The following is a 26,638-nucleotide window of genomic DNA, read 5'->3' as shown; positions in this document are numbered from 1 at the left end:
TATAGCAACAATACAATAGTTTCCAGTGAATTGCTGCCGTCTGCTTGAAAAAAGGGGCCATCAGGCCCCCTTTTCTGAAACTCGCAAGAATTAGCGACGCAGACCCAGACGCTCGATCAGCGCGGTGTAGCGTGCAACATCTTTACGTTTCAGGTAGTCGAGCAGTTTACGACGCTGAGAAACCATACGCAGCAGACCACGACGGCTGTGGTGATCTTTTTTGTGCTCTGCAAAGTGACCCTGCAGGTGGTTAATCTGTGCAGTCAGCAGTGCAACCTGAACTTCGGTAGAACCGCTGTCGTTAGTACCACGACCAAACTCAGAAACGATTTTAGCTTTAGCTTCAACGCTTAGAGACATTTTCAAACTCCAAAGTATAAAGAATGTAAGGATGCCGATCTCTAATTCAGCGATCCCATGTACGCCCCGCAGATTGTTAAACAATTTACCAGGCGTTAAGCGGCGATATTCTACTCGTCTCCCCTGCTTATCGCAAGGTGAGCCGTTATCACCGTCACGCGTCGACCGGATATTCGACGACCAGACGACGCGGCGCAACGCGCCCTTCGCCATCCATTTCGCCCATGCCGATGAATTTCCCTTCGTCACCTTCAGTCACGCGTACCAGGCCTTCCAGCGGCGCATCTGACGTACGAACCGGGTTGCCGTTCTTAAAGTAAACGGACGATGTTAAAGGAAGATTAACAACCGGGAAGTCCGCAGCCGGACTGTCCATCGGCATCAGCAGTGGGTCGAGCAGCTCTGCCGGCGCGATCCCCTGAGATTCCGCCTGTTCAACCAGCTTGCGCAGATGTTCCAGGGTCACCATTCGCTCCACCGGGTACTTGCTCACCGCAAGGCGACGCAGGTAAATCACATGCGCGCCGCAGCCCAGCTTTTCACCGAGGTCATCAATGATGGTGCGAATATAGGTCCCTTTCGAACAGTGCACTTCCAGCTCCAGCTCATCACCTTCGTGGCGAATAAAGAGCAGCTCATACACGGTAATCGGACGGGCTTCACGCGGGACGTCAATACCCTGGCGCGCATATTCGTAGAGTTTTTTGCCCTGATACTTCAGCGCCGAATACATCGACGGCACCTGCATCGTATCCCCACGGAAGCTCTCCAGCGCCGCATCAAGCTGCTTCGCACTGAAGGTCACCGGACGCTCTTCCACGACCTGGCCATCCGCGTCGGAGGTATCCGTGCGCTGGCCCAGCTTAGCGATAACGCGGTAACGCTTATCGGAGTCGAGCAGGTACTGGGAAAACTTTGTCGCCTCTCCCAGGCAGATCGGCAGCATGCCAGTTGCCAGCGGATCGAGCGCGCCGGTGTGGCCCGCACGGTTGGCGTTAAAAATACGCTTCACTTTTTGCAGCACGTCGTTGCTGGAAGCGCCCTGGGGTTTATCCAGCAGCAGCACACCATGCACGTCGCGACCACGACGACGAGGACGACTCATCAGTCCTCCTTGCTGTCGTCCGCCGGGTTAACACGACGCTCATCGTCATGTTTAACCACGCTGGTCACCAGGTTGGACATACGCATACCTTCGACCAGCGAGTTGTCGTAGAAGAAAGTCAATTCAGGCACGATACGCAGGCGCATCGCCTTGCCGAGCAGAGAGCGGATGAAACCAGAAGCTTCCTGCAGCGCTTTAATGCCGTTCTTCACTGCGGCTTCGTCCTGATCGTTCAGGAAGGTGACGAACACTTTTGCATAGGCCAAATCGCGGGACATTTCTACACCGGAAACGGTGGTCATCATGCCGACGCGCGGGTCTTTGATTTCACGTTGCAGAATGAGTGCGATCTCTTTCTGCATTTCCTGCGCTACGCGCTGAGGGCGACCAAATTCTCTCGCCATAATAAATTCTCCAGACAAAAAAGGGGCTAAAGCCCCTTTTTGAAATTATTGCCGGGTGGCGCGAGGCGATCCCGGCTTACAATCGGAAATTAAGCGATGGTACGCTGAATTTCGATGATCTCGAACACTTCGATCATATCGCCAACGCGAACGTCGTTGTAGTTCTTCACGCCGATACCACATTCCATGCCGTTACGGACTTCGTTAACGTCATCTTTGAAGCGGCGCAGGGATTCCAGCTCGCCTTCGTAGATAACCACGTTGTCACGCAGTACACGGATTGGGTTGTGACGCTTGATGTTACCTTCGGTAACCATACAGCCCGCGATCGCACCGAATTTCGGTGATTTGAACACGTCACGTACTTCAGCCAGACCGATGATCTGCTGTTTCAGCTCAGGAGACAGCATGCCGCTCATCGCTGCTTTCACTTCGTCGATCAGGTTATAGATGACGGAGTAGTAACGCAGATCCAGGCTTTCGGATTCAATCACTTTACGCGCAGAGGCATCCGCACGAACGTTGAAGCCAACCAGGATAGCGTTGGAGGCAGCAGCCAGGGTCGCGTCGGTTTCGGTGATACCACCTACGCCAGAACCGATGATCTTCACTTTCACTTCGTCGGTAGACAGTTTCAGCAAGGAGTCGGAGATCGCTTCCACAGAACCCTGAACGTCGGCTTTCAGAACGATGTTCACTTCGTGAACTTCGCCATCGGTCATGTTGGCAAACATGTTCTCGAGTTTAGATTTCTGCTGACGAGCCAGTTTAACTTCACGGAATTTGCCCTGACGATACAGTGCCACTTCACGCGCTTTCTTCTCGTCACGCACCACGGTCACTTCGTCACCAGCAGCCGGAACACCGGACAGACCCAGGATTTCCACTGGAATGGACGGACCTGCTTCCAGCACTTCCTGACCCAGTTCGTTACGCATCGCACGAACGCGACCGTATTCGAAACCGCACAGAACGATATCGCCTTTATGCAGCGTACCTTCGCGAACCAGAACGGTAGCAACCGGGCCACGTCCTTTATCCAGGAAGGATTCGATAACCGCACCGCTCGCCATACCGTTACGGATGGCTTTCAGCTCCAGAACTTCGGCCTGCAGCAGGATCGCGTCCAGCAGTTCGTCGATACCGGTACCCGCTTTCGCAGACACGTGTACGAACTGGCTTTCGCCGCCCCACTCTTCCGGCAGGATACCGTACTGGGAAAGTTCGTTTTTAACACGATCGGGATCCGCTTCTGGCTTATCGATCTTGTTCACTGCAACCACAACCGGCACACCCGCTGCTTTCGCGTGCTGGATAGCTTCGATGGTCTGTGGCATCACGCCGTCGTCTGCAGCAACAACCAGAACAACGATATCCGTCGCCTGAGCACCACGAGCACGCATTGAGGTAAACGCGGCGTGGCCTGGGGTATCCAGGAAGGTGATCATACCGTTGTCAGTTTCTACGTGGTATGCACCGATGTGCTGAGTAATACCACCCGCTTCGCCAGAGGCAACCTTGGTAGAGCGAATGTAGTCAAGCAGCGAGGTTTTACCGTGGTCAACGTGACCCATGATGGTCACTACCGGTGCGCGCGGTTCTGCCGCAGCACCTGTGTCACGGTCGCTCATTACTGCTTCTTCCAGCTCGTTTTCACGACGCAGGATAACTTTGTGGCCCATCTCTTCCGCAACCAGCTGTGCGGTTTCCTGATCGATCACCTGGTTGATGGTTGCCATCGCGCCCAGCTTCATCATTGCTTTGATGACCTGAGAGCCTTTAACCGCCATCTTGTTCGCCAGTTCGCCAACGGTAATGGTTTCGCCGATCACAACGTCACGGTTAACGGCCTGAGCCGGCTTCTGGAAGCCCTGCTGCAGAGCGGAACCTTTACGCTTGCCGCCTTTACCACCGCGAACAGCCGCGCGTGCTTCTTCACGGTCAGCTTTGGATTCCGCGTGCTTGTTACCTTTTTTCGCCGGACGCGCTGCTTTTGCATTACGACCACGGCCACGGCCGCCTTCTACTTCACGGTCGTTATCATCTTCAGCCTGACGTGCGTGCTGAGAAGTGGTCACGTGATAGTCGCTGGTGTCTTCAGACTGCTCAGCGGTATCAACACCGTTCTTCTCATTTTCTTCTGCCATGCGACGCGCTTCTTCGGCGACGCGGCGAGCTTCTTCTTCCAGCTTACGGCGGGCTTCTTCTTCCGCTTTACGCTTCAGCTCGGCAGCTTCATTTTCACGGCGGGCTTTTTCAGCCTGGGCGGTTTTGGTCATTTCGTCTGTCTGTTGATTGCTCACTTTGTCTTTTTCCGCAGCGTCACGCTTCACTTTATCACTTGCGTCGCGTTTCGCTTTTTCTGCGGCCTCACGTTCAGCTTTTAATTCTGCTTCACGTTTGGCGGCTGCTTCCGCCTCACGCTGAGCTTGTTCTTCCGCTTCACGCTGTGCCTGCTCTTCCGCGGCAAGGCGTTCTGCCTCTTGCGGATCACGTTTTACAAAGGTGCGCGTCTTGCGGACTTCAATTTGTACCGATTTGCTTTTGCCACCGGTACCAGGGATGTTTAACGTGCTACGCGTTTTGCGCTGCAGCGTTAACTTGTCAGGCGTAGAGCCGTGTTCACGGTTCAGGTGCGTTAACAAGGTTTGTTTTTCTTGCGCGGTTACCGAGTCATCAGCGGACTTCGGGATCCCTGCATCAGCAAATTGCTGTACCAGGCGGTCCACGGAGGTCTGAATCTCAGCAGCCAGCGATTTTACAGTTACATCAGTCATGCTGTTCCTTCCTGCTACAGTTTATTACGCTTCGTCGCCGAACCAGCAAATATTACGTGCGGCCATGATGAGCTCGCCGGCTTTCTCGTCGGTTAAACCTTCGATATCAGCCAGGTCATCAACGCCTTGCTCAGCGAGATCTTCCAGCGTACAAACACCACGGGCAGCCAGCTTGAACGCAATCGCACGATCAAGACCTTCCAGATTCAGCAGGTCATCAGCCGGCTTCTTATCGCCAAGGCTTTCTTCCTGAGCCAGTGCCAGGGTGGTCAGTGCGTTTTTAGCGCGTTCACGCAGGGCTTCAACGGTTGGTTCATCCAGACCGTCAATTTCCAGCAGCTCTTTCATTGGCACATAGGCCAGTTCTTCCAGCGTAGAGAAACCTTCTTCAACCAGAACAGTGGCGAAATCTTCGTCAATATCCAGGTATTTGGTGAAGGTATCGATCGCCGCATGGGCTTCAGCCTGATGCTTAGCCTGCAGGTCATCAACGGTCATGACGTTGAGTTCCCAGCCGCTCAGCTGTGACGCCAGGCGTACGTTCTGACCGTTACGGCCGATTGCCTGCGCTAGGTTGCCCGCTTCAACAGCGATATCCATGGTGTGTTTGTCTTCGTCAACAACGATAGACGCCACATCAGCCGGAGCCATTGCGTTGATCACGAACTGCGCCGGGTTGTCATCCCACAGAACGATATCAATACGTTCGCCGCCCAGCTCAGTAGAAACTGCCTGGACACGCGCACCGCGCATACCGACGCAAGCACCGACCGGGTCGATACGCTTGTCGTTGGTTTTCACCGCAATTTTCGCACGGGAGCCCGGATCGCGAGCCGCCGCTTTAATTTCGATAACTTCTTCACCGATTTCCGGTACTTCGATACGGAACAGTTCTACCAGCATTTCTGGTTTAGAACGGGTCACGAACAGCTGCGCACCGCGAGCTTCTGGACGCACAGCGTACAGAACACCGCGAATACGGTCGCCCGGACGGAAGTTTTCACGCGGCAGCATATCTTCACGCAGGATCACGGCTTCAGCGTTACCCGGCAACCCTTCGGATTTGATCTCCAGGGAGATGTTGTCGCGGTTCACTTTCTTCACCACGCCGGTGATGATTTCGCCTTCCTGATCGCGGAACTGATCGACAACCAGCGCGCGCTCGGCTTCGCGCACTTTCTGCACGATAACCTGTTTAGCGGTCTGGGTAGTGATACGGTCGAAGGTCACAGATTCAATCTGATCTTCAACGTAGTCACCCACGTTCAGACTTTCGTCTTCAAAACGGGCGGCTTCCAGCGTGATCTCTTTAGTCGGCTGGGTCACTTCTTCAACGATTACCCAACGACGGAATGTATCGAAGTCACCGCTTTTACGATCGATTTCTACGCGAACATCGATCTCTTGTTCGTATTTTTTCTTGGTTGCTGTAGCCAGTGCACTTTCCAGCGCTTCGAAAATCTTCTCACGCGGCAGTGATTTCTCATTGGAGACGGCTTCAACAACAGCCAAAATTTCTTTGTTCATCGCGGGCTTTTCACCTCAATCCAGACTGTTAAAAGTGGGGAACCAGGTTCGCCTTCTGGATATTACTCAGCGCGAACACTTCATCTTTGCCTTCGACTGTTACCGTGATCATTTCACCATCAACGGCTTTGATAATTCCCTGCCATTTACGGCGGTTCTGTACGGCCATACGCAGAACGAGAGCCACTTCTTCACCGGTAAAGCGCACATAGTGCTCGGCCGTGAACATCGGGCGATCGAGGCCAGGTGAGGAAACTTCCAGGTTGTACGCAACGGTAATTGGGTCTTCAACATCAAGAACCGCACTCACCTGGTGGCTGACATCAGCACAATCATCAACATTGATGCCATCTTCACTATCAATATAGATGCGCAGCGTCGATGTACGGCCGCGAACGAATTCGATGCCGACCAGTTCGTAGCCCAGTGCTTCGACCGGTGCAGTAATCATCTCTGTTAATTTTTGCTCTAATGTGGACAAGCCCACCCCCAAGACATAAAAAAAGGGCGTAAAGCCCAGTTATTCTGTAGTCAGATAACAAAAAACCCCGATAAATCGGGGCTTTAGATAACTGAACCCTATAGCCACAACTGTGGCCTGGAGCACTTTCCGAAAGAATTTTTTCAAATCCAGCTACGAAGGCTCTAAGTCTTCACAGTATATTTGAAAAAGAACTTTATGGGAAAGTGGTTGCGGGGGCCGGATTTGAACCGACGACCTTCGGGTTATGAGCCCGACGAGCTACCAGGCTGCTCCACCCCGCGCCTGAAACGTGGCAAATTCTACGCGTTTTGGACAGAATTTGCAAATAATGCTGGGATTTGGTACCGAAGACGGGACGTAAAATCGGCGTTTAGTATATTGATAGTTGACCCCACCTGTCAAGGCGACTTCCGCCAGATCGATCGGACCAAAATTTTTACAAAAAACGCACGAGTCTCTTCCGGTCTTCGCCAAAAGATGATTAAATGAATACTCACTTATTTTGCATAAAAATGCACAAGAGAGCGAAAGCGGTCTCTAATCAGTCAATCAAGCAGGGTTTTATTCTATGACGACGATTCTCAAGCATCTTCCGGTAGGACAACGTATTGGCATCGCTTTCTCAGGTGGCCTGGATACCAGCGCTGCACTGCTGTGGATGCGCCAGAAGGGAGCGGTTCCGTATGCTTATACTGCGAACCTGGGTCAGCCGGATGAGGACGACTATGATGCTATTCCTCGTCGCGCGAAAGAGTATGGTGCAGAGAACGCGCGCCTGATTGACTGCCGTAAGCAACTGGTCGCGGAAGGTATCGCGGCTATTCAGTGTGGTGCATTCCATAACACCACCGGCGGCCTGACCTATTTCAACACCACTCCGCTGGGCCGTGCGGTGACCGGTACCATGCTGGTTGCGGCGATGAAAGAAGACGGCGTCAACATCTGGGGTGATGGCAGCACCTATAAAGGAAACGATATCGAACGTTTCTATCGTTATGGCCTGCTGACCAACGCCGAACTGCAGATCTACAAACCGTGGCTGGATACCGACTTCATCGACGAGCTGGGTGGTCGTCATGAGATGTCCGAGTTTATGATCGCCTGCGGCTTTGACTATAAGATGTCCGTCGAGAAAGCCTACTCCACCGACTCCAACATGCTGGGTGCGACGCACGAAGCGAAAGACCTGGAATTCCTGAACTCTAGCGTGAAGATCGTTAACCCAATCATGGGCGTGAAGTTCTGGGATGAGAACGTGAAGATCCCGGCAGAAGAAGTGACCGTGCGTTTCGAACGTGGTCATCCGGTTGCGCTGAACGGCAAAACCTTCTCTGATGACGTTGAGCTGATGCTGGAAGCTAACCGTATTGGTGGTCGTCACGGCCTGGGCATGAGCGATCAGATTGAAAACCGTATCATCGAAGCGAAAAGCCGTGGCATCTATGAAGCCCCGGGAATGGCGCTGCTGCATATTGCTTACGAGCGTCTGCTGACTGGTATTCACAACGAAGACACCATTGAGCAGTATCACTCTCATGGCCGTCAGCTGGGTAAACTGCTGTATCAGGGCCGCTGGTTCGATCCTCAGGCACTGATGCTGCGTGATGCCCTGCAGCGTTGGGTGGCAAGCGCGATCACCGGTGAGGTGACCCTGGAACTGCGTCGCGGTAACGACTACTCCATTCTGAATACGGTGTCTGACAACCTGACCTATAAAGCAGAGCGTCTGACCATGGAGAAAGGTGAATCCGTGTTCTCACCGGACGATCGTATTGGTCAGCTGACCATGCGTAATCTGGACATTACCGATACCCGCGAGAAGCTGTTCAACTATGTTGAGAATGGCCTGCTCTCCGCGAATTCCGGTAACGGCCTGCCTCAGGTTGAAAACCTGGAGCATAGCGATAAGAAGTAATCGCTGATGTAGCATGCAAAAGGCGTCCTGGGGACGCCTTTTTTATTTGGACTTTCGTAGGGCGGGTAAGCGCAGCGCCACCCGCCATTTTGCCCGGTGGCGCTGCGCTTACCGGGCCTACAAAACCACACCTCACAATATGCAGACGAAAAAAAAAGACGTCTTTCGACGTCTTTTTTCTGGAATATTGGTACCGAGGATGGGACTCGAACCCACAAGCCCGTTAGGGCACTACCACCTCAAGGTAGCGTGTCTACCAATTCCACCACCTCGGTACAGAATACTTAGTGCGGGATATCGCTGGTTGGCTTAGCCGGTGCAGCTGGCTGAGTCTGCTCAGTTTTCGCTGGCGCGCTCAGATTTTCCCACTCGCTTCCTTTGCTGGTCTTGTTGCTGTTGATATTGCCAAGCACCAGGCTGATGATGAAGAACAGCGTAGCCAGAATCGCCGTAGTGCGGGTCATGAAGTTCGCAGAACCACTTGAACCGAACAGCGTACCGGAAGCGCCTGCTCCGAAGGAGGCTCCCATATCAGCGCCTTTACCTTGCTGCAGCATAATCAGCGCTACGAGAGCGATGGCTACAATAAGGAAAACAACTAAAAGAGCTTCGTACATAATCAACCTGTTCCTTGCGGATTTGCCGCATACCAATGCTTCGACCAATTAGCAGGATTTCTGTTTCCCACTGAAGCGGGTGTGAATACTAACCAAAGCGAATCACCTTCGCAAGGGCATTTTCGACGCATTGTATCAACTGCGGAAAAAAACAGCAAAAAGCCATTAATTGCTTAAAACAAAGGCGGCAAACGCCGCCTTTTTAAACATTTAGCGTGCAAGATTATGCAGCTTTTACAGCATCCGCAATACGGTGCGCGAATTCGGTTACCTGCGCTTCGTCTTCACCTTCCACCATCACGCGGATCAGCGGTTCAGTGCCGGATTTACGCAGCAGCACGCGTCCACGATTGCCAAGGGCCGCTTCAACGTCAGCCATCACCGCTTTGACGTTCTCATTTTCCAGCGGATCGCCTTTACCGGCAGTAAAGCGTACGTTTACCAGGATCTGTGGGAACATTTTCATGCCGCTGCAAAGGTCGTGCAGGCTCATATGGTTGCGCGCCATAGCGGCAACCACCTGCAGCGCGGCCACAATACCGTCACCGGTGGTGGTTTTGTCGAGCAGGATCACGTGACCTGAATTCTCAGCGCCGATACGCCAGCCCTTCTCCTGCAATTTTTCCAACACATAGCGGTCACCCACTTTTGCGCGAACGAACGGAATACCGAGCTGTTTCAGCGCCAGTTCCAGGCCCATGTTACTCATCAGCGTCCCGACCGCACCGCCGCGCAGCTGACCCTGACGCAGACCTTCACGCGCAATAATGTAGAGGATCTGGTCGCCATCGACCTTGTTACCTTCGTGATCAACCATGATCACGCGGTCACCGTCGCCGTCCAGCGCAATACCCAGATCGGCTTTTTCGGCCAGCACGCGCGCCTGCAGGGCACGAACGTCAGTTGCCCCCACCTGCTCATTAATGTTCAGACCATCCGGCTCGCAGCCAATGGTGATTACTTTCGCACCCAGTTCGCGGAAGACATTTGGGGCGATGTGATAGGTCGCGCCATTCGCACAGTCCACCACAATTTTCAGATGAGCCAGGCTCAGCTCATTCGGGAAGGTACCTTTACAGAATTCGATATAGCGACCCGCCGCATCGACGATACGGTTCGCTTTACCCAGCTCTGCGGAATCAACACAGGTGATCTCTTTTTCCATCTCAGCTTCAATAGCTTCTTCCACGTCATCAGGCAGCTTGGTGCCATCAATGGAGAAGAATTTAATGCCGTTGTCGTAGAACGGGTTGTGAGAAGCTGAAATGACAATCCCCGCTTCCGCACGGAAGGTGCGCGTCAGATACGCGACTGCAGGCGTTGGCATTGGGCCCGTAAAGGAGGCGGACAGTCCCGCAGCCGCCAGACCCGCTTCCAGGGCGGACTCCAGCATATAGCCCGAAATACGGGTGTCTTTACCGATGATAATTTTACGTGAGCCATGACGCGCAAGCACTTTACCAGCAGCCCAGCCGAGCTTCAGGACAAAATCAGGGGTGATGGGAGCATCGCCTACGCGCCCACGGATACCGTCGGTACCAAAATATTTACGATTACTCATAGCGTTTGTTTTCCTTCGCTGCCAGTGTGGCTTCCACCACACGCATGGCTTCTACTGTTTCTTTGACGTCATGGACACGAATAATGTGCGCGCCCTGCATCGCCGCAATCACCGCGCAGGCCAGACTGCCGCTCAGGCGTTCGCCCGGCCCCACGTTCAGCAACTGCCCAATCATCGACTTTCTTGACATCCCTACCAGTAACGGCAGGTCAAAATGATGGAATTCCGATAAGCGCGCAAGCAGCGCATAGTTGTGTGAGAGATTTTTACCGAAACCGAACCCCGGGTCGAGCAGCAATTTCTCTTTTGGGATACCGGCACGTTCACAACGTTCGATATGCTCAATAAAGAAGCGATTTACGTCGGCAAAGACATCGTCATACTTCGGCGCGTCCTGCATAGTTTTTGGTTGGCCCTGCATATGCATCAGGCAAACCGGCAGCCCCGTTTCCGCAGCCGCCTCAATCGCCCCCGGTTCGGTAAGTGAACGGATATCATTGATAATGTGAGCGCCTACTCTCGCCACTTCACGGATCACCTCCGGTTTGGAGGTGTCAACGGAGATCCACACTTCAAACCGCTGTGCGATTGCTTCAACGACCGGCACCACGCGCGCCAGCTCTTCTTCCACAGACACGTCCGCCGCGCCTGGACGCGTCGATTCGCCGCCAACGTCAATGATGGTGGCACCCGCATTAATCATTAAATTCGCGTGCTTAACCGCCTCGATAAGCGTGTTATGCGCACCGCCGTCAGAGAAGGAGTCAGGGGTAACATTCAGGATCCCCATCACGTGGGGATGTGAAAGATCGAGATGCGAGTCCTGAGCGAATAATTTCATGGCGAAATCCCTGGTATCTATATCGTTAAACAGAAATGAAAAACCCCGGAGCAAGCTCCAGGGTTTGAGGTACAGACAAACGCTTCAACAGCAGTGGCTTACTTATCGCCCAACTGTTCTGACATAGTGTTGCCCGGGTTTGGCGTACGCGGTTCATCAACCGGACGCGGCGCACGCGGGGTGCCATTGTTGTCAGAATTATTGGAAGCGCCTGGGTCTTCCCAGCCTGCTGGCGGACGCACTTCACGGCGCGCCATCAGGTCGTCAATCTGCGGTGCATCGATGGTCTCATATTTCATGAGCGCATCTTTCATCGAATGCAGGATGTCCATATTGTCGGTCAGGATCTGGCGTGCACGCGCATAGTTACGCTCTACCAGAGATTTTACTTCCTGGTCGATGATACGTGCCGTCTCATCGGACATATGTTTCGCTTTAGCCACAGAACGGCCCAGGAATACTTCGCCCTCTTCTTCTGCATACAGCAGCGGACCGAGTTTGTCGGAGAAGCCCCACTGAGTCACCATGTTACGCGCCAGGTTTGTCGCCACTTTAATGTCGTTGGACGCACCGGTAGAAACATGTTCCACACCGTAGATAATCTCTTCTGCCAGGCGACCACCGTAGAGGGTAGAAATCTGGCTTTCCAGTTTCTGACGGCTGGCGCTGATCGCATCGCCTTCAGGCAGGAAGAAGGTCACACCCAGCGCACGACCGCGCGGAATAATCGTCACTTTATGCACCGGATCGTGTTCCGGCACGAGGCGACCAATAATCGCATGACCCGCTTCGTGGTATGCCGTGGACTCTTTCTGCGCTTCCGTCATCACCATGGAGCGACGTTCCGCACCCATCATGATTTTGTCTTTCGCTTTCTCGAATTCAACCATCGATACGACGCGCTTGTTACCGCGAGCGGCAAACAGAGCAGCTTCGTTGACCAGGTTAGCCAGATCCGCACCGGAGAAGCCCGGGGTACCGCGCGCAATGATTGCCGCATCGATATCTGGCGCCAGCGGCACGCGACGCATGTGAACTTTCAGAATCTGTTCACGACCGCGAACGTCCGGCAGACCCACAACAACCTGACGGTCGAAACGGCCTGGACGCAGCAGCGCAGGGTCAAGTACGTCCGGACGGTTAGTCGCCGCGATAACGATGATACCTTCGTTACCTTCGAAGCCGTCCATCTCAACCAGCATCTGGTTCAGCGTCTGTTCACGTTCATCGTGACCACCGCCCAGACCTGCGCCACGCTGGCGGCCTACGGCGTCGATTTCATCGATGAAGATAATGCACGGTGCTGCCTTCTTGGCCTGCTCGAACATGTCACGCACACGAGATGCACCGACACCCACGAACATTTCTACGAAGTCAGAACCTGAAATAGTAAAGAACGGCACCTTCGCTTCACCCGCGATGGCTTTCGCCAGCAGGGTTTTACCGGTACCCGGAGGGCCAACCATCAGCACCCCTTTCGGGATCTTACCGCCCAGCTTCTGGAAACGGCTCGGTTCACGCAGGTATTCAACCAGTTCACCGACCTCTTCTTTCGCTTCGTCACAACCGGCGACGTCAGCGAACGTGGTCTTGATCTGGTCTTCCGTTAGCATACGTGCCTTGCTCTTACCGAACGACATGGCACCTTTGCCACCGCCGCCCTGCATCTGGCGCATAAAGAAGATCCAGACGCCGATAAGAAGCAGCATCGGGAACCAGGAAATGAAGATAGAAGCCAGCAGGCTTGGTTCTTCTGGCGGCTCACCTACCACCTTGACGTTTTTGGTCAGAAGGTTATCAAGCAGCTTAGGATCGTTCACCGGGATGTAAGTCGTGTAACGGTTACTATCTTTCTTGGTAACGTTGATCTCACGTCCGTTGATACGCGCTTCGCGAACCTGGTCCTGATTGACCTCCTGCAGGAAGGTAGAATAATCCACCTTGCGGCCATTCGACTCGCTGGGCCCAAAGCTCTGGAATACTGACATCAGCACAACGGCAATGACCAGCCAGAGTATTAGGTTTTTCGCCATGTCACTCAAGGGATTAACCTCATATTACAACTGTGTTAAAAACAGCGTCAGGATACTCTATATCCAGTTTCATTCAAACTTTCGCCTGAAATCTACCGGTTATCATTTTCGCCCGGTCGCTACAATATACACTTCTCGGGAACGGGCCCGGGAAGAGTCCGGCTTACGAACTTTAACCTTCGCAAACAGGGAGCGAATTTCCTTAAGATACTCCTCGAAACCTTCGCCCTGAAACACCTTCACAACAAAACTACCACCAGGCGCTAGTACATCACGACACATTTCTAACGCTAGCTCCACCAGATACATGGCGCGGGGGATATCCACCGCCGGTGTTCCGCACATATTTGGTGCCATATCTGACATGACAACCTGGACCTTACTGTCACCTACACGATCAAGTAACGCTTTCAGCACTAATTCATCACGAAAGTCGCCCTGAAGGAAGTCGACACCGACGATGGGATCCATTGGTAAAAGATCGCACGCGATGATTCGGCCCGTTCCGCCGATCTGCGTTACCGCATACTGGGACCATCCGCCAGGTGCCGCACCGAGGTCTACAACCGTCATCCCCGGCTTAAAAAGTTTGTCACTTTGCTGTATTTCATCAAGTTTAAACCAGGCACGGGAACGCAACCCCTTTTTCTGTGCCTGTTGAACATATTTATCGCTAAAGTGTTCCTGAAGCCAGCGGCTGGAGCTGGCAGAACGCTTTTTACCTGTCATTTAACATTTCCGTCCTGGTTCATCGTTACCTGCCTGTGACGTAAATTTCTACGCAGCTATTTGGCGATATAAGGGAGATGGCGGTAGAATGAACCGTTTTCAATCCCAACGTAAGCAAAAATATACGATGAATCTTAGTACTAAACAAAAACAGCACCTTAAAGGTCTGGCACATCCGCTCAAGCCTGTAGTGATGCTTGGCAACAATGGTTTGACCGAAGGGGTGCTTGCCGAGATTGAACAAGCGCTGGAACACCACGAGCTGATCAAGGTGAAAATCGCCTCTGAAGACAGAGACACTAAAAACCTGATCGTGGAAGCCATCGTGCGCGAAACCGGCGCCTGTAATGTACAGGTCATCGGTAAAACGCTGGTGCTCTACCGCCCATCTAAAGAGCGTAAAATCTCGCTGCCACGCTAAGGATATCCTGAATTAAACACATTTTCTGTGTGAAACGAGGGATTTCTGTCAGCAGGCGAGCAAAATGCCATGCTCCTTGAGTTGATAAAAGGCCGCTATGCGGCCTTTTTCTTTTCTTTACAATGTATCAACATCTTAGTAGAGAAGCGAATTACAGGTATTCAACCTTAATAATTTCGTATTCCACTTCACCGCCAGGAGTGCGGATGGTGACAACATCGTCCTGCTCTTTGCCAATCAGGCCGCGAGCAATCGGAGAGTTCACTGAAATCAGGTTCTGTTTGAAGTCTGCTTCATCATCACCCACGATGCGATAGGTCTGCTCTTCGTCGTTGTCCAGGTTCAGCACGGTCACAGTTGAACCAAAGATCACACGCCCGTTGTTAGGCATTTTGGTGATATCGATAACCTGTGCATTGGACAGTTTTGCTTCGATATCTTTAATACGCCCTTCACAGAAGCCCTGCTGCTCACGCGCGGCGTGGTATTCAGCGTTCTCTTTCAGGTCGCCATGCTCGCGCGCATCCGCGATAGCGGCGATGATTTCAGGACGACGCACGGATTTCAGGAAATCCAGCTCTTCGCGCAGTTTTTCGGCACCACGTAAGGTCATCGGAATAGCTTGCATTTGTTATACCTCTTAAACATTCCTGTTGGGAGCAGTGTTCCCTGCTCCTGCCCACCTAAGCGGGCAAGAAGCAAAAAGAAAACCGACCCGGGAGCAATGCCCCAGGTCAGCAGCAATTTTTCAATTTGATATGCATTTTACCGCGAAGTTCACTATGGGTCATCGTTTACTTTGCAGTGCTATGCACCGTAGTATGACGGTTTGTTTTCGGGTTGTTAGCGCGAGATTATGCGATTTTCCAGATTTATCATCGGATTGACTACCAGTTTAACGTTCACTGCCCAGGCCGCGAATGTTGATGAGTACATTAATCAGCTCCCCGCAGGCGCAAACCTTGCCCTGATGGTGCAGAAGGTTGGCGCACAGGCTCCCGAGATTGACTATCACAGTCAACAGATGGCGCTGCCTGCCAGTACCCAAAAGGTGATCACTGCCCTCGCCGCCTTGCTCCAGCTCGGTCCTGACTTCCGTTTTACGACCACACTCGAGACCAAAGGTAACGTCGAGGGTGGCGAACTGAAAGGCGATCTTATCGCCCGTTTTGGCGGCGATCCGACCTTTAAGCGCCAGGATATCCGCAATATGGTTGCGGTACTGAAAAAATCTGGCGTGCAGAAAATTGATGGCAATGTGCTGATTGACACGTCCATCTTTGCCAGCCACGATAAAGCCCCTGGCTGGCCGTGGAACGACATGACCCAGTGCTTTAGCGCCCCACCCGCCGCCGCGATTGTTGATCGTAACTGCTTCTCGGTTTCACTTTACAGCGCGCCAAAGCCAGATGATTTAGCATTTATCCGCATAGCATCCTACTACCCGGTCACCATGTTTAGCCAGGTTCGCACGCTGGCGAAAGGTTCCCCGGATGCGCAATATTGTGAGCTGGACGTCGTGCCTGGCGATCTTAACCGCTTCACCCTTACCGGCTGCCTGACGCAGCGCGCCGATCCACTGCCCCTGGCCTTTGCGGTACAGGATGGGGCAAGCTATGCGGGTGCCATTCTGAAAGATGAACTGAAGCAAGCGGGCATAACTTATACCGGCACGCTGCTTCGTCAGACACAGGTCAACCAGCCCGGCACGGTCATCGCCAGCAAACAGTCTCCTCCGCTGCACGATTTACTGCGAATCATGCTGAAAAAGTCGGACAACATGATTGCCGATACAGTGTTTCGCATGATTGGTCACGCGCGTTTCGGCGTGCCGGGAACCTGGCGCGCGGGTTCAGACGCGGTTCGGCAGATCCTGCGCCAGCAGGCCGGGATCGATCTGGGTAATACCATCGCCGTCGATGGCTCCGGACTATCGCGTCATAATTTGATCTCTCCGGCCACGATGATGCAGGTGCTTCAGTACATTGCACAGCACGACACTGAGCTAAACTTTATTTCAATGCTGCCGCTGGCCGGGCATGACGGTTCTCTGCAGTACCGTGCCGGGCTTCACGCTGCCGGTGTGGATGGCAAAGTCTCCGCGAAAACAGGCTCACTGCAGGGGGTTTACAACCTTGCAGGCTTCATCACTACCGCCAGCGGACAACGCATGGCATTCGTGCAGTATCTTTCCGGCTATGCCGTCGAACCGACCGACCAGCGCAATCGTCGTATTCCGCTTGTTCGCTTCGAAAGCAGGCTTTATAAGGACATCTATCAGAATAACTAGCGATGAAACTACTCATAGTTGAAGACGATCTGTTATTGCAGGAGGGGCTGGCGCTAGGTCTGGCCAATGAAGGGTACGCCCTCGACTGTGCTGGCACCGCAGCGGAGGCGGACTCTCTGATTCAGAGCGGCGAATACAGTCTGGTGATCCTCGATTTGGGCTTGCCTGATAAAGACGGCGCCACGCTGCTCGGCCAGTGGCGACGTCGCGGCATCGCCAACCCGGTATTGATCCTGACGGCACGAGATGCCCTTGAAGACCGTATCGCTGGCCTCGATGCAGGCGCTGATGATTACCTGGTGAAGCCTTTTGCGCTCGCGGAGCTGCAGGCTCGGGTGCGAGCGTTGATTCGCCGCTATCAGGGCCATAGTGATAACTTACTGACCGACGGCGATATTACGCTGAATCTGCAAACCCAGCAGGTGCTGCGCCAGGATCAGGCCGTAGAGGTGACGCCAAAAGAGTTCGCCTTGCTTACGCGTCTGATCATGCGGAGCGGGCAAACGGTACACAGAGAAACGCTCCAGCAGGATATTTACTCCTGGCAGGACGATCCCGGCTCAAATACCCTTGAGGTCCACATCCATAACCTGCGGCGTAAACTCGGCAAAGACAGGATCAAAACCGTTCGCGGCGTCGGCTATCGTCTGGAGAGCCAGAAATGAACAGCATGCGTCGGCGTTTGATGGTGCTGCTGGCGGTGATTCTCCTGTTTTTCCAGCTGATAAGCGTTATCTGGCTATGGCATGAAAGCCGTGAACAGATTGGTTTTCTGGTCAACGAAACGCTGTCAGCAAAAGCGCGCAATAATCACGTTGAGAAAGAGATCCGTGAAGCGATTGCCTCGCTGCTGGTTCCTTCCCTGGTGATGGTCGGCTTTACCCTGCTCTTCTCCTTCTGGGCTGTCACCTGGATAACCCGACCGCTGAATAAACTCCGCGACAGTCTCGCTAACCGTTCGGCCGATAACTTAACCCCGCTTCCTATGTATTCCGACATGGAAGAAATTGGCGCGGTGACGACCTCCCTGAACCAGCTATTGGCACGACTGGATAGCACCATTCAGCAGGAGCGTCTCTTCACCGCAGACGCCGCACACGAGCTGAGAACGCCTCTGGCCGGCATCCGGCTCCATCTTGAGCTCATGGCGCAGTCAGGCGCGCCACAGGCCGCGACGTTAATTAGCCGTATCGATCAGCTCATGCATACCGTCGAACAGCTGCTAATGCTGGCCCGTGCCGGACAGGCAATGGCGAGCGGGCACTACGAAACCGTGAACTGGACGGAAAATATCATTGAACCTCTCGGCCTGGGGCATGAAGCCAAAGAGCATACGGTGATTTGGCCCGCTAAAAGCGCGCTCACGGTTCAGGGAGATGCCGTGCTCCTGCGCCTGATGCTGCGCAACCTGCTGGAGAATGCAGGGCGCTACAGCCCGCCGGGGACAACGATTATAGTGACATTAACCGAGGTCGACGGGGGGACGCAGATCAGCGTTATCGATCAGGGTCCAGGGATTGATGAAGCGCACCGAGTGTCAATCACCGAGCCATTCCGCCGTCTTGACCAGCGCTACGGAGGGAGCGGTCTGGGCCTGAGTATCGTGCAGCGCATCGTCCAGCTACACCACGGCAGGCTGACCCTTGAAAATGGCGCTGAAGGCGGTTTAATCGCCAGCTGCTGGCTGCCCACAACGCTTCAATAAAAAAGCCCCCATAATGGGGGCTTTGAACAGATATTAGTGCTTGTAGATGAACTCGACGCCTTCTTCGTCGTCTTCATCCCAGTCATCGTCCCAGTCTTCATCGTCTTCTTCCGCTTCCAGCTCTTCGAGCTGCTGGCGGTGGTAGTCATCCCACATGAATTCGACTTTTTCAGGCTGTTTGACTTCTTCCGCCTGAACAATTGGGTTCTCAATGATGAAGGTCATCACATCCCAGCATAGATCTTTCACGCCAACCTGGCTTGCCGCAGAGATCAGGTAGTACTTATCTTCCCAACCCATCGCTTCAGCAATGGCTTTCGCTTTTGCTTCCGCTTCGGCTTTATCCATCAGGTCGATCTTATTGAAGACCAGCCAGCGTGGTTTATTCGCCAGTTTTTCGCTGTATTTTTCCAGCTCGCCCACGATGATACGGGCGTTTTCAACCGGATCGGAACCGTCGATAGGATCGATATCGATAAGGTGCAGCAGCACGCGGCAGCGCTCAAGGTGCTTCAGGAAGCGAATACCCAGACCGGCCCCTTCCGCGGCGCCTTCAATCAGACCCGGGATATCGGCAACCACGAAGCTCTTCTCGTTATCCATACGGACAACACCCAGGCTTGGTACCAGCGTGGTAAACGGATAGTCTGCTACTTTTGGCTTGGCCGCAGAGACGGCGCGAATGAACGTCGATTTACCGGCGTTTGGCATACCCAGCATGCCCACGTCAGCCAGAAGCATCAGCTCCAGCTGCAGGTCGCGCTTATCGCCCGGCGTACCCATCGTTTTCTGACGCGGCGTACGGTTAACGGAAGATTTGAAACGGCTGTTACCCAGACCGTGCCAGCCGCCTTTCGCCACCATCAGGCGCTGACCGTGTTTGGTCATGTCACCCATGGTTTCACCGGTCCCCTGGTCAATCACGCGCGTACCGACCGGAACTTTAATGGTGACGTCTTTACCGCGTTTCCCGGTACAGTCACGGCTCTGGCCGTTTTGGCCACGTTCAGCGCGGAAGGATTTTTCGAAACGGTAGTCGATCAGCGTGTTGAGGTTCTCATCCGCCTCCAGCCACACGTCCCCACCATCCCCGCCGTCGCCGCCATCAGGACCGCCACGTGGGATATACTTTTCACGGCGGAAGCTCACGCAACCGTTGCCGCCATCACCAGCCACGACCAGGATCGTCGCTTCATCAACAAACTTCATTTTACTCTCCGTAACTCATTCGCCTGAGCGGGGGACTACTACAACCGCTTCATTTTTGCGCCAACGTCCCCAAAGACGATGACCAATGGCGGAATACATCGCGCCCGCAACCACGACAAACGCACCGAGATAACCCAACAGGTTGAGCATCGGTCTGACGAAGACATCGGGCCAGGCCATTGATAACAAATCTGAAAATAACAGCGTAAACAGCGGAGTAAGCGTAATTAACGCGCTCACCTGTGCTGCCTGCCAGCGCGCCATCGCTTCGGCCAGCGCGCCATAGCCGACCAGCGTGTTCAGCCCACAAAAAATGAGGCACGCCAGTTGCCAGTCGCTAAGCTGAGAAATCACTCCCGGCTTTGCTAATGGCAGCAACGCTATTGTACACAAAGTGTACAGCAAAAAGAGGATCTGCTGTGAGGCAAGACGACGCAATAACACCTTTTGTGCGACGCCATAGCTCACCCAGACCGTTGCTGCCCCCACACCGAAAATTACACCCCATGTGTAATCCGTCAGGCGAGTGAAAATCTCAATCAGACTGGTGTTGAAGAACATCACCAGACCGCATAGCAGCATGCTCGCCCCGATAATCTGCGTACCACGCATCTTTTCCTTGAGGATAAAGACGCTGGCGATCATCATGCCAACCGGTGAAAGCTGACCTATCACCTGCGACGCCGTGGGGCTGAGATATTGCAGGGAAGAGCTGAACAGGATGAAGTTACCGAACAGACCGCCCGTCGCGATAGCCAGCAATACCAGCCAGCGCGGTTTACGGAAGATCCGCAAGGGTGGAAGCTTACCTTTGATAGCCAGAATAGCCCCGAGGCCGATGCTTGCCATCAGAAAGCGATAAAAAACCACCGTAGGCGGCTCCATCACTTCCAGTACCTGCTTCATTGCAATTGGCAGCGCACCCCAGCACATTGCGGTAGTGAGCGCCAAAAGAATACCAATGCCGGCCTGCTGCTTCATGCCCGTTTTCCCTACAGAAAAAATTACCGGGTTTCCAATGTAAAAAGCCCCGCAACAGGTTGCGGGGCTTTAATCCGTTACCGGACCGAGAAAACCTTACTCAGCAACGATGCTGATGTATTTACGGTTGTTCGGGCCTTTAACTTCAAATTTCACTTTACCGTCTGCCTTAGCAAACAGAGTGTGGTCACGACCGCAACCTACGTTGTTGCCAGCGTGGAATTTGGTACCACGTTGACGAACGATGATGCTACCCGCCAGAACGGATTCGCCACCGAAACGCTTAACGCCCAGGCGTTTAGCTTCTGAATCGCGACCGTTACGTGTGGAGCCGCCAGCCTTTTTATGTGCCATTTAAATCTCTCCTCAGGTCTTAGGCGCTGATGCCAGTAATTTTCACATCAGTGAACCACTGACGGTGGCCCTGCTGCTTACGGTAGTGCTTACGACGACGAAACTTAACGATTTTAACTTTCTCGCCACGACCGTGTGCAACAACTTCAGCTTTGATAACGCCGCCATCAACGAAAGGAACGCCGATTTTGACTTCTTCACCGTTTGCGATCATCAGAACTTCAGCGAACTCAACAGATTCGCCAGTTGCGATGTCCAGCTTTTCCAGGCGAACGGTCTGACCTTCGCTTACTCGGTGTTGTTTACCACCACTTTGGAAAACCGCGTACATATAAACTCCGCTTCCGCGCACGTCCTCGTATGAATCAGAGTGCGCTATAAATATTCACAATAGGGCGCGAATATTACGCAAAACGCGAGCCTTTGACAAGTGCTACCGTCAATACATGAAGAAAAAAAACACAACACGTACGGTAACGTTTATCTGAGCCGTTTTTTCAGTACAATCAGCACTACTATTGATAAACCGAAACCCTTCGTTACCCCATTGAAGATGGGATCAACAGGATAAAAAGCCCGGCTTTTGCGATGAATTTAGAAAAAATCAACGAGTTAACCGCGCAAGATATGGCGGGTGTGAATGCAGCAATCCTGGAGCAACTCAACTCTGACGTTCAACTGATCAATCAGTTGGGTTATTACATCGTCAGCGGCGGCGGTAAACGCATTCGTCCGATGATTGCCATTCTGGCTGCCAGAGCCGTTGGCTATCAGGGAAATGCCCACATTACTATCGCAGCGCTCATCGAATTTATCCACACGGCGACGCTTCTGCATGACGATGTGGTGGATGAATCGGATATGCGTCGTGGCAAAGCCACGGCAAACGCCGCTTTCGGGAACGCAGCCAGCGTCCTGGTGGGGGATTTTATTTATACCCGCGCCTTCCAGATGATGACCAGTCTGGGCTCCCTTAAAGTGCTGGAAGTAATGTCCGAAGCCGTAAACGTCATTGCTGAAGGTGAAGTGCTGCAGCTTATGAACGTGAACGACCCTGACATCACCGAAGAAAACTACATGCGCGTCATCTACAGCAAAACCGCGCGCCTGTTTGAAGCGGCGGCCCAGTGTTCCGGCATTCTGGCTGACTGTACCGAAGCACAGGAAAAGGGCCTGCAGGACTATGGCCGCTATCTGGGTACGGCATTCCAGCTGATCGATGATTTACTGGACTACAGTGCGGACGGCGAGACGCTCGGCAAAAACGTGGGCGATGACCTGAACGAAGGCAAACCGACCCTGCCGCTGCTGCATGCAATGCGGAACGGAACAGCCGACCAGTCGAAAATGATCCGCGAAGCGATTGAGCAGGGAAATGGTCGCCATCTTCTGGAACCTGTACTGGAAACCATGGCTATCTGCGGATCGCTGGAATGGACGCGTCAGCGTGCGGAAGAAGAAGCCGACAAAGCCATCGAAGCGCTTCAGGTTATTCCAGACAGTCCGTGGCGCGAGGCACTGATTGGTCTTGCCCACATCGCCGTCCAGCGCGACCGTTAATCCCCTTGTATCTCCCCGCAGCGATAGCGGGGAGTTCCTGTACACGCCTGTAAATTCCGTGTTCATGTAAATTCATCGGTTTAGAGACCGCATGAATAAAGCCGTGTCTTATTCTGAATATCCCATCAAGTAACGCGAACTTTTTAGAACAAGAAGTTGAAATGGGTATAGTAAACCCCGTCGTTTCAGAAGAAACGGCGTAGGTGAATCCGAACTTAAGGACGGCGTTATGGATACGAAATTTATCGACTGGCACACGGCTGATATTATTGCCGCACTGCGCAAAAAAGGCACTTCACTGGCAGCAGAGTCCCGCCGCCATGGACTGAGTTCTTCAACTCTGGCAAACGCCCTCACCCGCCCCTGGCCCAAAGGAGAATTAATTATCGCAACGGCGCTGGATACGCATCCGTGGGTGATTTGGCCTTCACGCTACCACGATCCCATTACCCATGAATTTATCGACAGATCGCGCATGATTCGCCAGAGAAGAGTAAAAAGAGAACCGCAGGAATAACGCGTTTTTTGACAGGAACAGCAACCCCCCGGTCATTTCTGGCAGGGGGCTGCCGGAACGATTACTCGCCCTTCACACGCTCGATGTTGGCACCCAGCGCGCGCAGTTTATCTTCGATACGCTCATAGCCACGATCGATGTGATAGATACGATCCACAATCGTTGTACCTTCCGCGATACAACCCGCCAGCACCAGGCTTGCAGACGCACGCAGATCGGTTGCCATCACCTGAGCGCCGGACAGCGTCTCAACGCCATGGCAAATCACGGTATTACTTTCGATCTCAGCACGTGCACCCATACGGATCAGCTCCGGTACGTGCATAAAGCGGTTCTCGAAAATGGTTTCTGTGATGAAGCCAGTACCCTCGGCGACCAGGTTCAGCAGGGTGAACTGCGCCTGCATGTCAGTTGGGAAAGCCGGGTGTGGCGCCGTACGCACATTGACTGCTTTTGGACGCTGGCCATGCATATCGAGGCTGATCCAGTCTTCACCGACTTCAATATCCGCACCCGCATCGCGCAGTTTCGCCAGCACCGCATCCAGGGTATCTGGCTGCGCGTTGCGACAAACAATCTTACCGCCAGAAATCGCCGCTGCGACCAGGAATGTACCGGTTTCGATACGGTCCGGCAGAACGCGATAGACACCACCGCCCAGACGCTCAACGCCTTCGATGGTGATACGGTCGGTACCCTGGCCGGAGATCTTCGCACCCAGCGCCACGAGGAAGTTGGCGGTATCCACAATCTCCGGTTCACGCGCGGCGTTTTCGATGATGGTGGTGCCTTCTGCCAGCGTCGCCGCAGACATAATGGTGACCGTTGCGCCCACGCTCACTTTGTCCATGACAATGTGCGCGCCTTTCAGACGACCATTAACGGACGCTTTAACGTAACCTTCTTCCAGCTTGATCTCTGCGCCCAGTTTTTCCAGACCAAAGATGTGCAGGTCAACCGGACGCGCACCGATGGCGCAACCGCCCGGCAGAGAAACCTGACCCTGACCAAAACGCGCCACCAGCGGGCCAAGCGCCCAGATGGATGCACGCATGGTTTTCACCAGATCGTAAGGTGCTGAGAAGTTGTTCACCTTGCTGGCGTCGATCCAGACGGAACCGTTACGCTCAACTTTCGTGCCCAGCTGGGTGAGCAGCTTCATGGTGGTGTCGATATCTTTCAGCTTCGGTACGTTCTGAATTTCTACCGGCTCTTCAGCCAGCAGCGCAGCAAAGAGGATTGGCAGCGCGGCGTTTTTCGCGCCAGAAATTGTGACTTCGCCCTGGAGACGCGTTGGCCCCTGTACACGAAATTTATCCATTGTGTGCTCTCTTATAAATTCAACCGTGCTGCGGGCCTGTCGCCCTCAGCTCAAAAACCGTTTAGTTTGCGATCGCGTGCCCACTCTTGCGGGGTGAACGCTTTAATCGACAGGGCGTGGATGCGGTTATCCGCAATATATTCCATCAGCGGCGCGTACACAGCCTGCTGTTTCTTCACGCGGCTCATACCTTCGAACATCTCACCCACAGCAATAACCTGGAAGTGACTGCCATCGCCAGTGACGTGGGCTTCCTGAAGGGAGAGTGCATTCATCAGCACTGTCTGGATTTCATGATTTTCCATGGGTTCTTAATCATCTGATAGTGAAAACAAGCCCAACATCTTAGAGCAAAGTGGCGTTGTCTTAAACAAGCAAAAAGCCCTGACGATGAAACTGTCAGGGCTTTCGGAAGTAACGCACTGAAAATATTAACGAGGCAATACGTCCTGAGGAAGATTGTAGAGCTGAGCAAGGGTCACGACATTCTCGCTCGCGCCGCGAAGCGTGACGCTAGCCCCCAGCTTTTTCCCTACAGCAATCAGATGGGTAAGCAGCGCAACCCCGGCCGTATCCACCCGCGTGACCTCGGTTAAGTCGATAAGCGTCACGCCCTGCATCACTTCATGGCGTTTGTCCCACAGTGGGTTCAGCAGATCCTGATCCAGTTCACCGGACAGCTTTAACGTCTCGCCTTCACGCGACCAGCTGAGTTGCTGTGACATTACTTCTTCTCGTCCAGCGTGATTTTCTGACGAGCAATGGACTGCAGCTGAGCGGTCAGGCCATCAATGCCTTTGGTGCGCAGCAGATCGCTCCATTCGTTCTGTTTGGTGGTGATCATGCTTACGCCTTCGGCGATCATGTCATACGCCTGCCAGTGACCGGTCTGGCTGTTTTTACGCCACTGGAAATCCAGACGAACCGGCGGACGACCGTTAGGATCGTTGATCGTCACACGGATAGGGACGATGGTCGCATCGCCCAGCGGCTGCTCGGGCGCAATCTGATAGGTCTGACCGTGGTACATCGCCAGCGCCTGGCCATAGGCCTGTTTCAGGTATTCACGGAACGCGGCAAAGTAGGCCTCACGCTGCGCAGGAGTCGCGTCTTTGTAATAGCGGCCCAGCACCAGCGCACCCGCATATTTGATCTGCACGTACGGCAGCAGCTCCTGGTCAACCACGTCACGCAGGTAATCAGGATTAGAACGAATCTTAGGCTGTTCGTTTTTAAGACGGTCGAATGTCTTCTTCGCCGCTTCGTCCATCAGTTTGTACGGGTTACTCTGATCCGCCGCGTGCACCGCGGTGAGAGGGGCGATGACCAGCATGGCAACCATTAACAGTCGTTTAAACATGAATGACTTCTCCTGATATTAATTCGCAGCACCTGGGGTCGGCGCGGCATTGGTATGGTCTTCGCTCTGCGCAGGGGCAGCGTCAGATTTTTTGTCATCTCCTTTACTGTTGTAAAGGAACTGACCAATCATATCCTCCAGCACCATCGCGGATTTCGTATCCTGAATGACGCTACCGTCTTTAAGGATAGTCGTTCCCAGCTCGGGATCTTCAAAGCCAACGTTAAGCGCCAGATATTGTTCGCCCAGCAGACCGGAAGTCCGGATAGACAGGGAGCTGGTGTCCGGAATGTGGTTGTAACGCTCTTCGATATCCATCGCGACGCGAGGCAGATAGGTCTTCTCATCCAGCGTAATGTCGGATACGCGCCCGATCACCACGCCGCCGATACGGACCGGTGAACGCACCTTCAGCCCGCCGATGTTATCGAAGGTGGCATAGATGCGATACGTCGGTTCTGTGCGCACAGACGTGATATCCGCCGCTCTCAGGCAGATAAACAGTGCGGCTAGCAGCGCCAGCAGCAGGAATACACCGACCCAAATTTCATTTTTTCTCGTTTGCAT

28 protein-coding genes and 2 tRNA genes are annotated in these 26,638 nt (G+C 53.5%); 7 read left to right on the top strand and 23 right to left on the bottom strand.

Translation table 11 applies throughout. The features are described 5' to 3' along the window. Positions 1–90 precede the first annotated feature (90 nt). The 7 genes from rpsO to AC4IBF_RS02645 all read right to left on the bottom strand — a co-directional run bounded on the left by rpsO (position 91) and on the right by AC4IBF_RS02645 (position 6,938). Positions 91–360 carry a 30S ribosomal protein S15 gene (rpsO, locus tag AC4IBF_RS02675; protein ID WP_003861789.1) on the bottom strand — a complete coding sequence of 90 codons (270 nt, stop codon included), beginning with the start codon at positions 358–360 and terminating at the stop codon, positions 91–93. A gap of 154 nt (positions 361–514) precedes the next feature. Continuing rightward, the gene (gene truB, locus AC4IBF_RS02670; protein ID WP_491463139.1) at positions 515–1,465 is read right to left on the bottom strand and encodes a tRNA pseudouridine(55) synthase TruB; all 951 of its coding nucleotides are present in this window, start codon (positions 1,463–1,465) and stop codon (positions 515–517) included. Further along, complete coding sequence (gene rbfA / locus AC4IBF_RS02665; protein WP_136195033.1) at positions 1,465–1,869, bottom strand: 30S ribosome-binding factor RbfA; 405 nt, start codon at positions 1,867–1,869, stop codon at positions 1,465–1,467. The genes truB and rbfA overlap by 1 nt, the downstream gene beginning before the upstream one ends. Before the next feature lie 89 nt (positions 1,870–1,958). Beyond that, the gene (gene infB, locus AC4IBF_RS02660; RefSeq protein ID WP_008501472.1) at positions 1,959–4,646 is read right to left on the bottom strand and encodes a translation initiation factor IF-2; all 2,688 of its coding nucleotides are present in this window, start codon (positions 4,644–4,646) and stop codon (positions 1,959–1,961) included. Between the two features lie 24 nt (positions 4,647–4,670). Then, positions 4,671–6,173 carry a transcription termination factor NusA gene (gene nusA, locus AC4IBF_RS02655; protein WP_003861798.1) on the bottom strand — a complete coding sequence of 501 codons (1,503 nt, stop codon included), beginning with the start codon at positions 6,171–6,173 and terminating at the stop codon, positions 4,671–4,673. A gap of 28 nt (positions 6,174–6,201) precedes the next feature. Further along, positions 6,202–6,654: a ribosome maturation factor RimP gene (rimP, locus tag AC4IBF_RS02650; RefSeq protein ID WP_014833432.1), complete on the bottom strand. Its 453-nt coding sequence runs from the start codon at positions 6,652–6,654 to the stop codon at positions 6,202–6,204. 207 nt (positions 6,655–6,861) lie between these two features. Continuing rightward, positions 6,862–6,938: transfer RNA gene (locus tag AC4IBF_RS02645), tRNA-Met, on the bottom strand. Between the two features lie 287 nt (positions 6,939–7,225). On the opposite strand from AC4IBF_RS02645, the gene argG reads away from it, so the two are divergent. Further along, the gene (gene argG, locus AC4IBF_RS02640; protein WP_023294661.1) at positions 7,226–8,572 is read left to right on the top strand and encodes an argininosuccinate synthase; all 1,347 of its coding nucleotides are present in this window, start codon (positions 7,226–7,228) and stop codon (positions 8,570–8,572) included. Positions 8,573–8,760: 188 nt separating this feature from the next. Here the strand turns inward: argG and AC4IBF_RS02635 are convergent. The 6 genes from AC4IBF_RS02635 to rlmE form a co-directional block, all read right to left on the bottom strand. Further along, positions 8,761–8,847 (bottom strand) — tRNA-Leu (locus AC4IBF_RS02635). Between the two features lie 9 nt (positions 8,848–8,856). Further along, positions 8,857–9,189 (bottom strand): preprotein translocase subunit SecG, encoded by a 333-nt coding sequence (secG, locus tag AC4IBF_RS02630; RefSeq protein ID WP_023309338.1) that lies wholly within the window; start codon positions 9,187–9,189, stop codon positions 8,857–8,859. Positions 9,190–9,412: 223 nt separating this feature from the next. Beyond that, positions 9,413–10,750: a phosphoglucosamine mutase gene (gene glmM / locus AC4IBF_RS02625; RefSeq protein WP_023309339.1), complete on the bottom strand. Its 1,338-nt coding sequence runs from the start codon at positions 10,748–10,750 to the stop codon at positions 9,413–9,415. Further along, entirely contained in the window at positions 10,743–11,591 is an 849-nt protein-coding gene (folP, locus tag AC4IBF_RS02620; RefSeq protein ID WP_133295205.1) for a dihydropteroate synthase, read from the bottom strand. The genes glmM and folP overlap by 8 nt, the downstream gene beginning before the upstream one ends. Positions 11,592–11,689: 98 nt before the next feature. Further along, on the bottom strand, positions 11,690–13,624 hold the full coding sequence (gene ftsH, locus AC4IBF_RS02615) for an ATP-dependent zinc metalloprotease FtsH (RefSeq protein ID WP_029739626.1): 1,935 nt from the start codon (positions 13,622–13,624) through the stop codon (positions 11,690–11,692). Between the two features lie 102 nt (positions 13,625–13,726). Beyond that, positions 13,727–14,353 (bottom strand): 23S rRNA (uridine(2552)-2'-O)-methyltransferase RlmE, encoded by a 627-nt coding sequence (gene rlmE / locus AC4IBF_RS02610; protein ID WP_003861812.1) that lies wholly within the window; start codon positions 14,351–14,353, stop codon positions 13,727–13,729. Positions 14,354–14,480: 127 nt separating this feature from the next. On the opposite strand from rlmE, the gene yhbY reads away from it, so the two are divergent. Beyond that, entirely contained in the window at positions 14,481–14,774 is a 294-nt protein-coding gene (gene yhbY, locus AC4IBF_RS02605) for a ribosome assembly RNA-binding protein YhbY (RefSeq protein ID WP_003861814.1), read from the top strand. Between the two features lie 151 nt (positions 14,775–14,925). On the opposite strand, the gene greA is transcribed toward yhbY, so the two are convergent. Then, positions 14,926–15,402 (bottom strand): transcription elongation factor GreA, encoded by a 477-nt coding sequence (gene greA, locus AC4IBF_RS02600; RefSeq protein WP_014171793.1) that lies wholly within the window; start codon positions 15,400–15,402, stop codon positions 14,926–14,928. A gap of 228 nt (positions 15,403–15,630) precedes the next feature. On the opposite strand from greA, the gene dacB reads away from it, so the two are divergent. The 3 genes from dacB to pmrB are packed head-to-tail and all read left to right on the top strand — an operon-like array spanning position 15,631 to position 18,769. Then, positions 15,631–17,064 (top strand): serine-type D-Ala-D-Ala carboxypeptidase, encoded by a 1,434-nt coding sequence (dacB, locus tag AC4IBF_RS02595; protein WP_133295206.1) that lies wholly within the window; start codon positions 15,631–15,633, stop codon positions 17,062–17,064. A gap of 2 nt (positions 17,065–17,066) precedes the next feature. After that, positions 17,067–17,729 (top strand): two-component system response regulator PmrA, encoded by a 663-nt coding sequence (gene pmrA, locus AC4IBF_RS02590; protein WP_115876349.1) that lies wholly within the window; start codon positions 17,067–17,069, stop codon positions 17,727–17,729. After that, entirely contained in the window at positions 17,726–18,769 is a 1,044-nt protein-coding gene (pmrB, locus tag AC4IBF_RS02585) for a two-component system sensor histidine kinase PmrB (protein ID WP_133295207.1), read from the top strand. The genes pmrA and pmrB overlap by 4 nt, the downstream gene beginning before the upstream one ends. Before the next feature lie 33 nt (positions 18,770–18,802). Here the strand turns inward: pmrB and cgtA are convergent, their stop codons facing one another. The 4 genes from cgtA to rplU all read right to left on the bottom strand — a co-directional run bounded on the left by cgtA (position 18,803) and on the right by rplU (position 21,644). Further along, complete coding sequence (gene cgtA, locus AC4IBF_RS02580; protein ID WP_021242261.1) at positions 18,803–19,978, bottom strand: Obg family GTPase CgtA; 1,176 nt, start codon at positions 19,976–19,978, stop codon at positions 18,803–18,805. 15 nt (positions 19,979–19,993) lie between these two features. Further along, positions 19,994–20,959 (bottom strand): DMT family transporter, encoded by a 966-nt coding sequence (locus AC4IBF_RS02575; RefSeq protein WP_491463138.1) that lies wholly within the window; start codon positions 20,957–20,959, stop codon positions 19,994–19,996. A 96-nt stretch (positions 20,960–21,055) separates the two neighbouring features. Then, a complete protein-coding gene (rpmA, locus tag AC4IBF_RS02570) occupies positions 21,056–21,313 on the bottom strand; it encodes a 50S ribosomal protein L27 (protein ID WP_004385076.1) in 258 nt (85 codons plus the stop codon). 19 nt (positions 21,314–21,332) lie between these two features. After that, positions 21,333–21,644 (bottom strand): 50S ribosomal protein L21, encoded by a 312-nt coding sequence (gene rplU, locus AC4IBF_RS02565; protein WP_003025032.1) that lies wholly within the window; start codon positions 21,642–21,644, stop codon positions 21,333–21,335. Positions 21,645–21,901: 257 nt separating this feature from the next. Between rplU and ispB the strand changes: the two genes are divergently transcribed. Both ispB and sfsB read left to right on the top strand, forming a co-directional pair. Further along, a complete protein-coding gene (ispB, locus tag AC4IBF_RS02560; RefSeq protein WP_136195031.1) occupies positions 21,902–22,873 on the top strand; it encodes an octaprenyl diphosphate synthase in 972 nt (323 codons plus the stop codon). Positions 22,874–23,102: 229 nt separating this feature from the next. Next, complete coding sequence (gene sfsB / locus AC4IBF_RS02555; RefSeq protein WP_111964968.1) at positions 23,103–23,390, top strand: DNA-binding transcriptional regulator SfsB; 288 nt, start codon at positions 23,103–23,105, stop codon at positions 23,388–23,390. Positions 23,391–23,451: 61 nt separating this feature from the next. Here sfsB and murA read toward each other — a convergent pair whose 3' ends face one another. The 5 genes from murA to mlaD all read right to left on the bottom strand — a co-directional run bounded on the left by murA (position 23,452) and on the right by mlaD (position 26,638). Continuing rightward, positions 23,452–24,711, bottom strand: coding sequence for a UDP-N-acetylglucosamine 1-carboxyvinyltransferase (gene murA / locus AC4IBF_RS02550; RefSeq protein ID WP_115876352.1), 1,260 nt, complete (start codon positions 24,709–24,711; stop codon positions 23,452–23,454). A 50-nt stretch (positions 24,712–24,761) separates the two neighbouring features. Continuing rightward, positions 24,762–25,016, bottom strand: a complete 255-nt coding sequence (gene ibaG / locus AC4IBF_RS02545) for a BolA family iron metabolism protein IbaG (RefSeq protein ID WP_491463137.1) — start codon at positions 25,014–25,016, stop codon at positions 24,762–24,764. A 126-nt stretch (positions 25,017–25,142) separates the two neighbouring features. Beyond that, positions 25,143–25,436 (bottom strand): lipid asymmetry maintenance protein MlaB, encoded by a 294-nt coding sequence (gene mlaB, locus AC4IBF_RS02540; protein ID WP_133295208.1) that lies wholly within the window; start codon positions 25,434–25,436, stop codon positions 25,143–25,145. Next, positions 25,436–26,071, bottom strand: coding sequence for a phospholipid-binding protein MlaC (gene mlaC, locus AC4IBF_RS02535; RefSeq protein WP_133295209.1), 636 nt, complete (start codon positions 26,069–26,071; stop codon positions 25,436–25,438). Before mlaC ends, mlaB begins: the two co-directional genes overlap by 1 nt. An 18-nt stretch (positions 26,072–26,089) precedes the next feature. Then, positions 26,090–26,638 (bottom strand): outer membrane lipid asymmetry maintenance protein MlaD, encoded by a 549-nt coding sequence (gene mlaD, locus AC4IBF_RS02530; RefSeq protein WP_367896940.1) that lies wholly within the window; start codon positions 26,636–26,638, stop codon positions 26,090–26,092.

It is taken from the genome of Enterobacter sp. Taxon_8, assembly GCF_058354585.1.
Note: the sequence above shows the minus strand (reverse complement) of the source record. Positions and strands in the feature narration are given on the sequence as shown.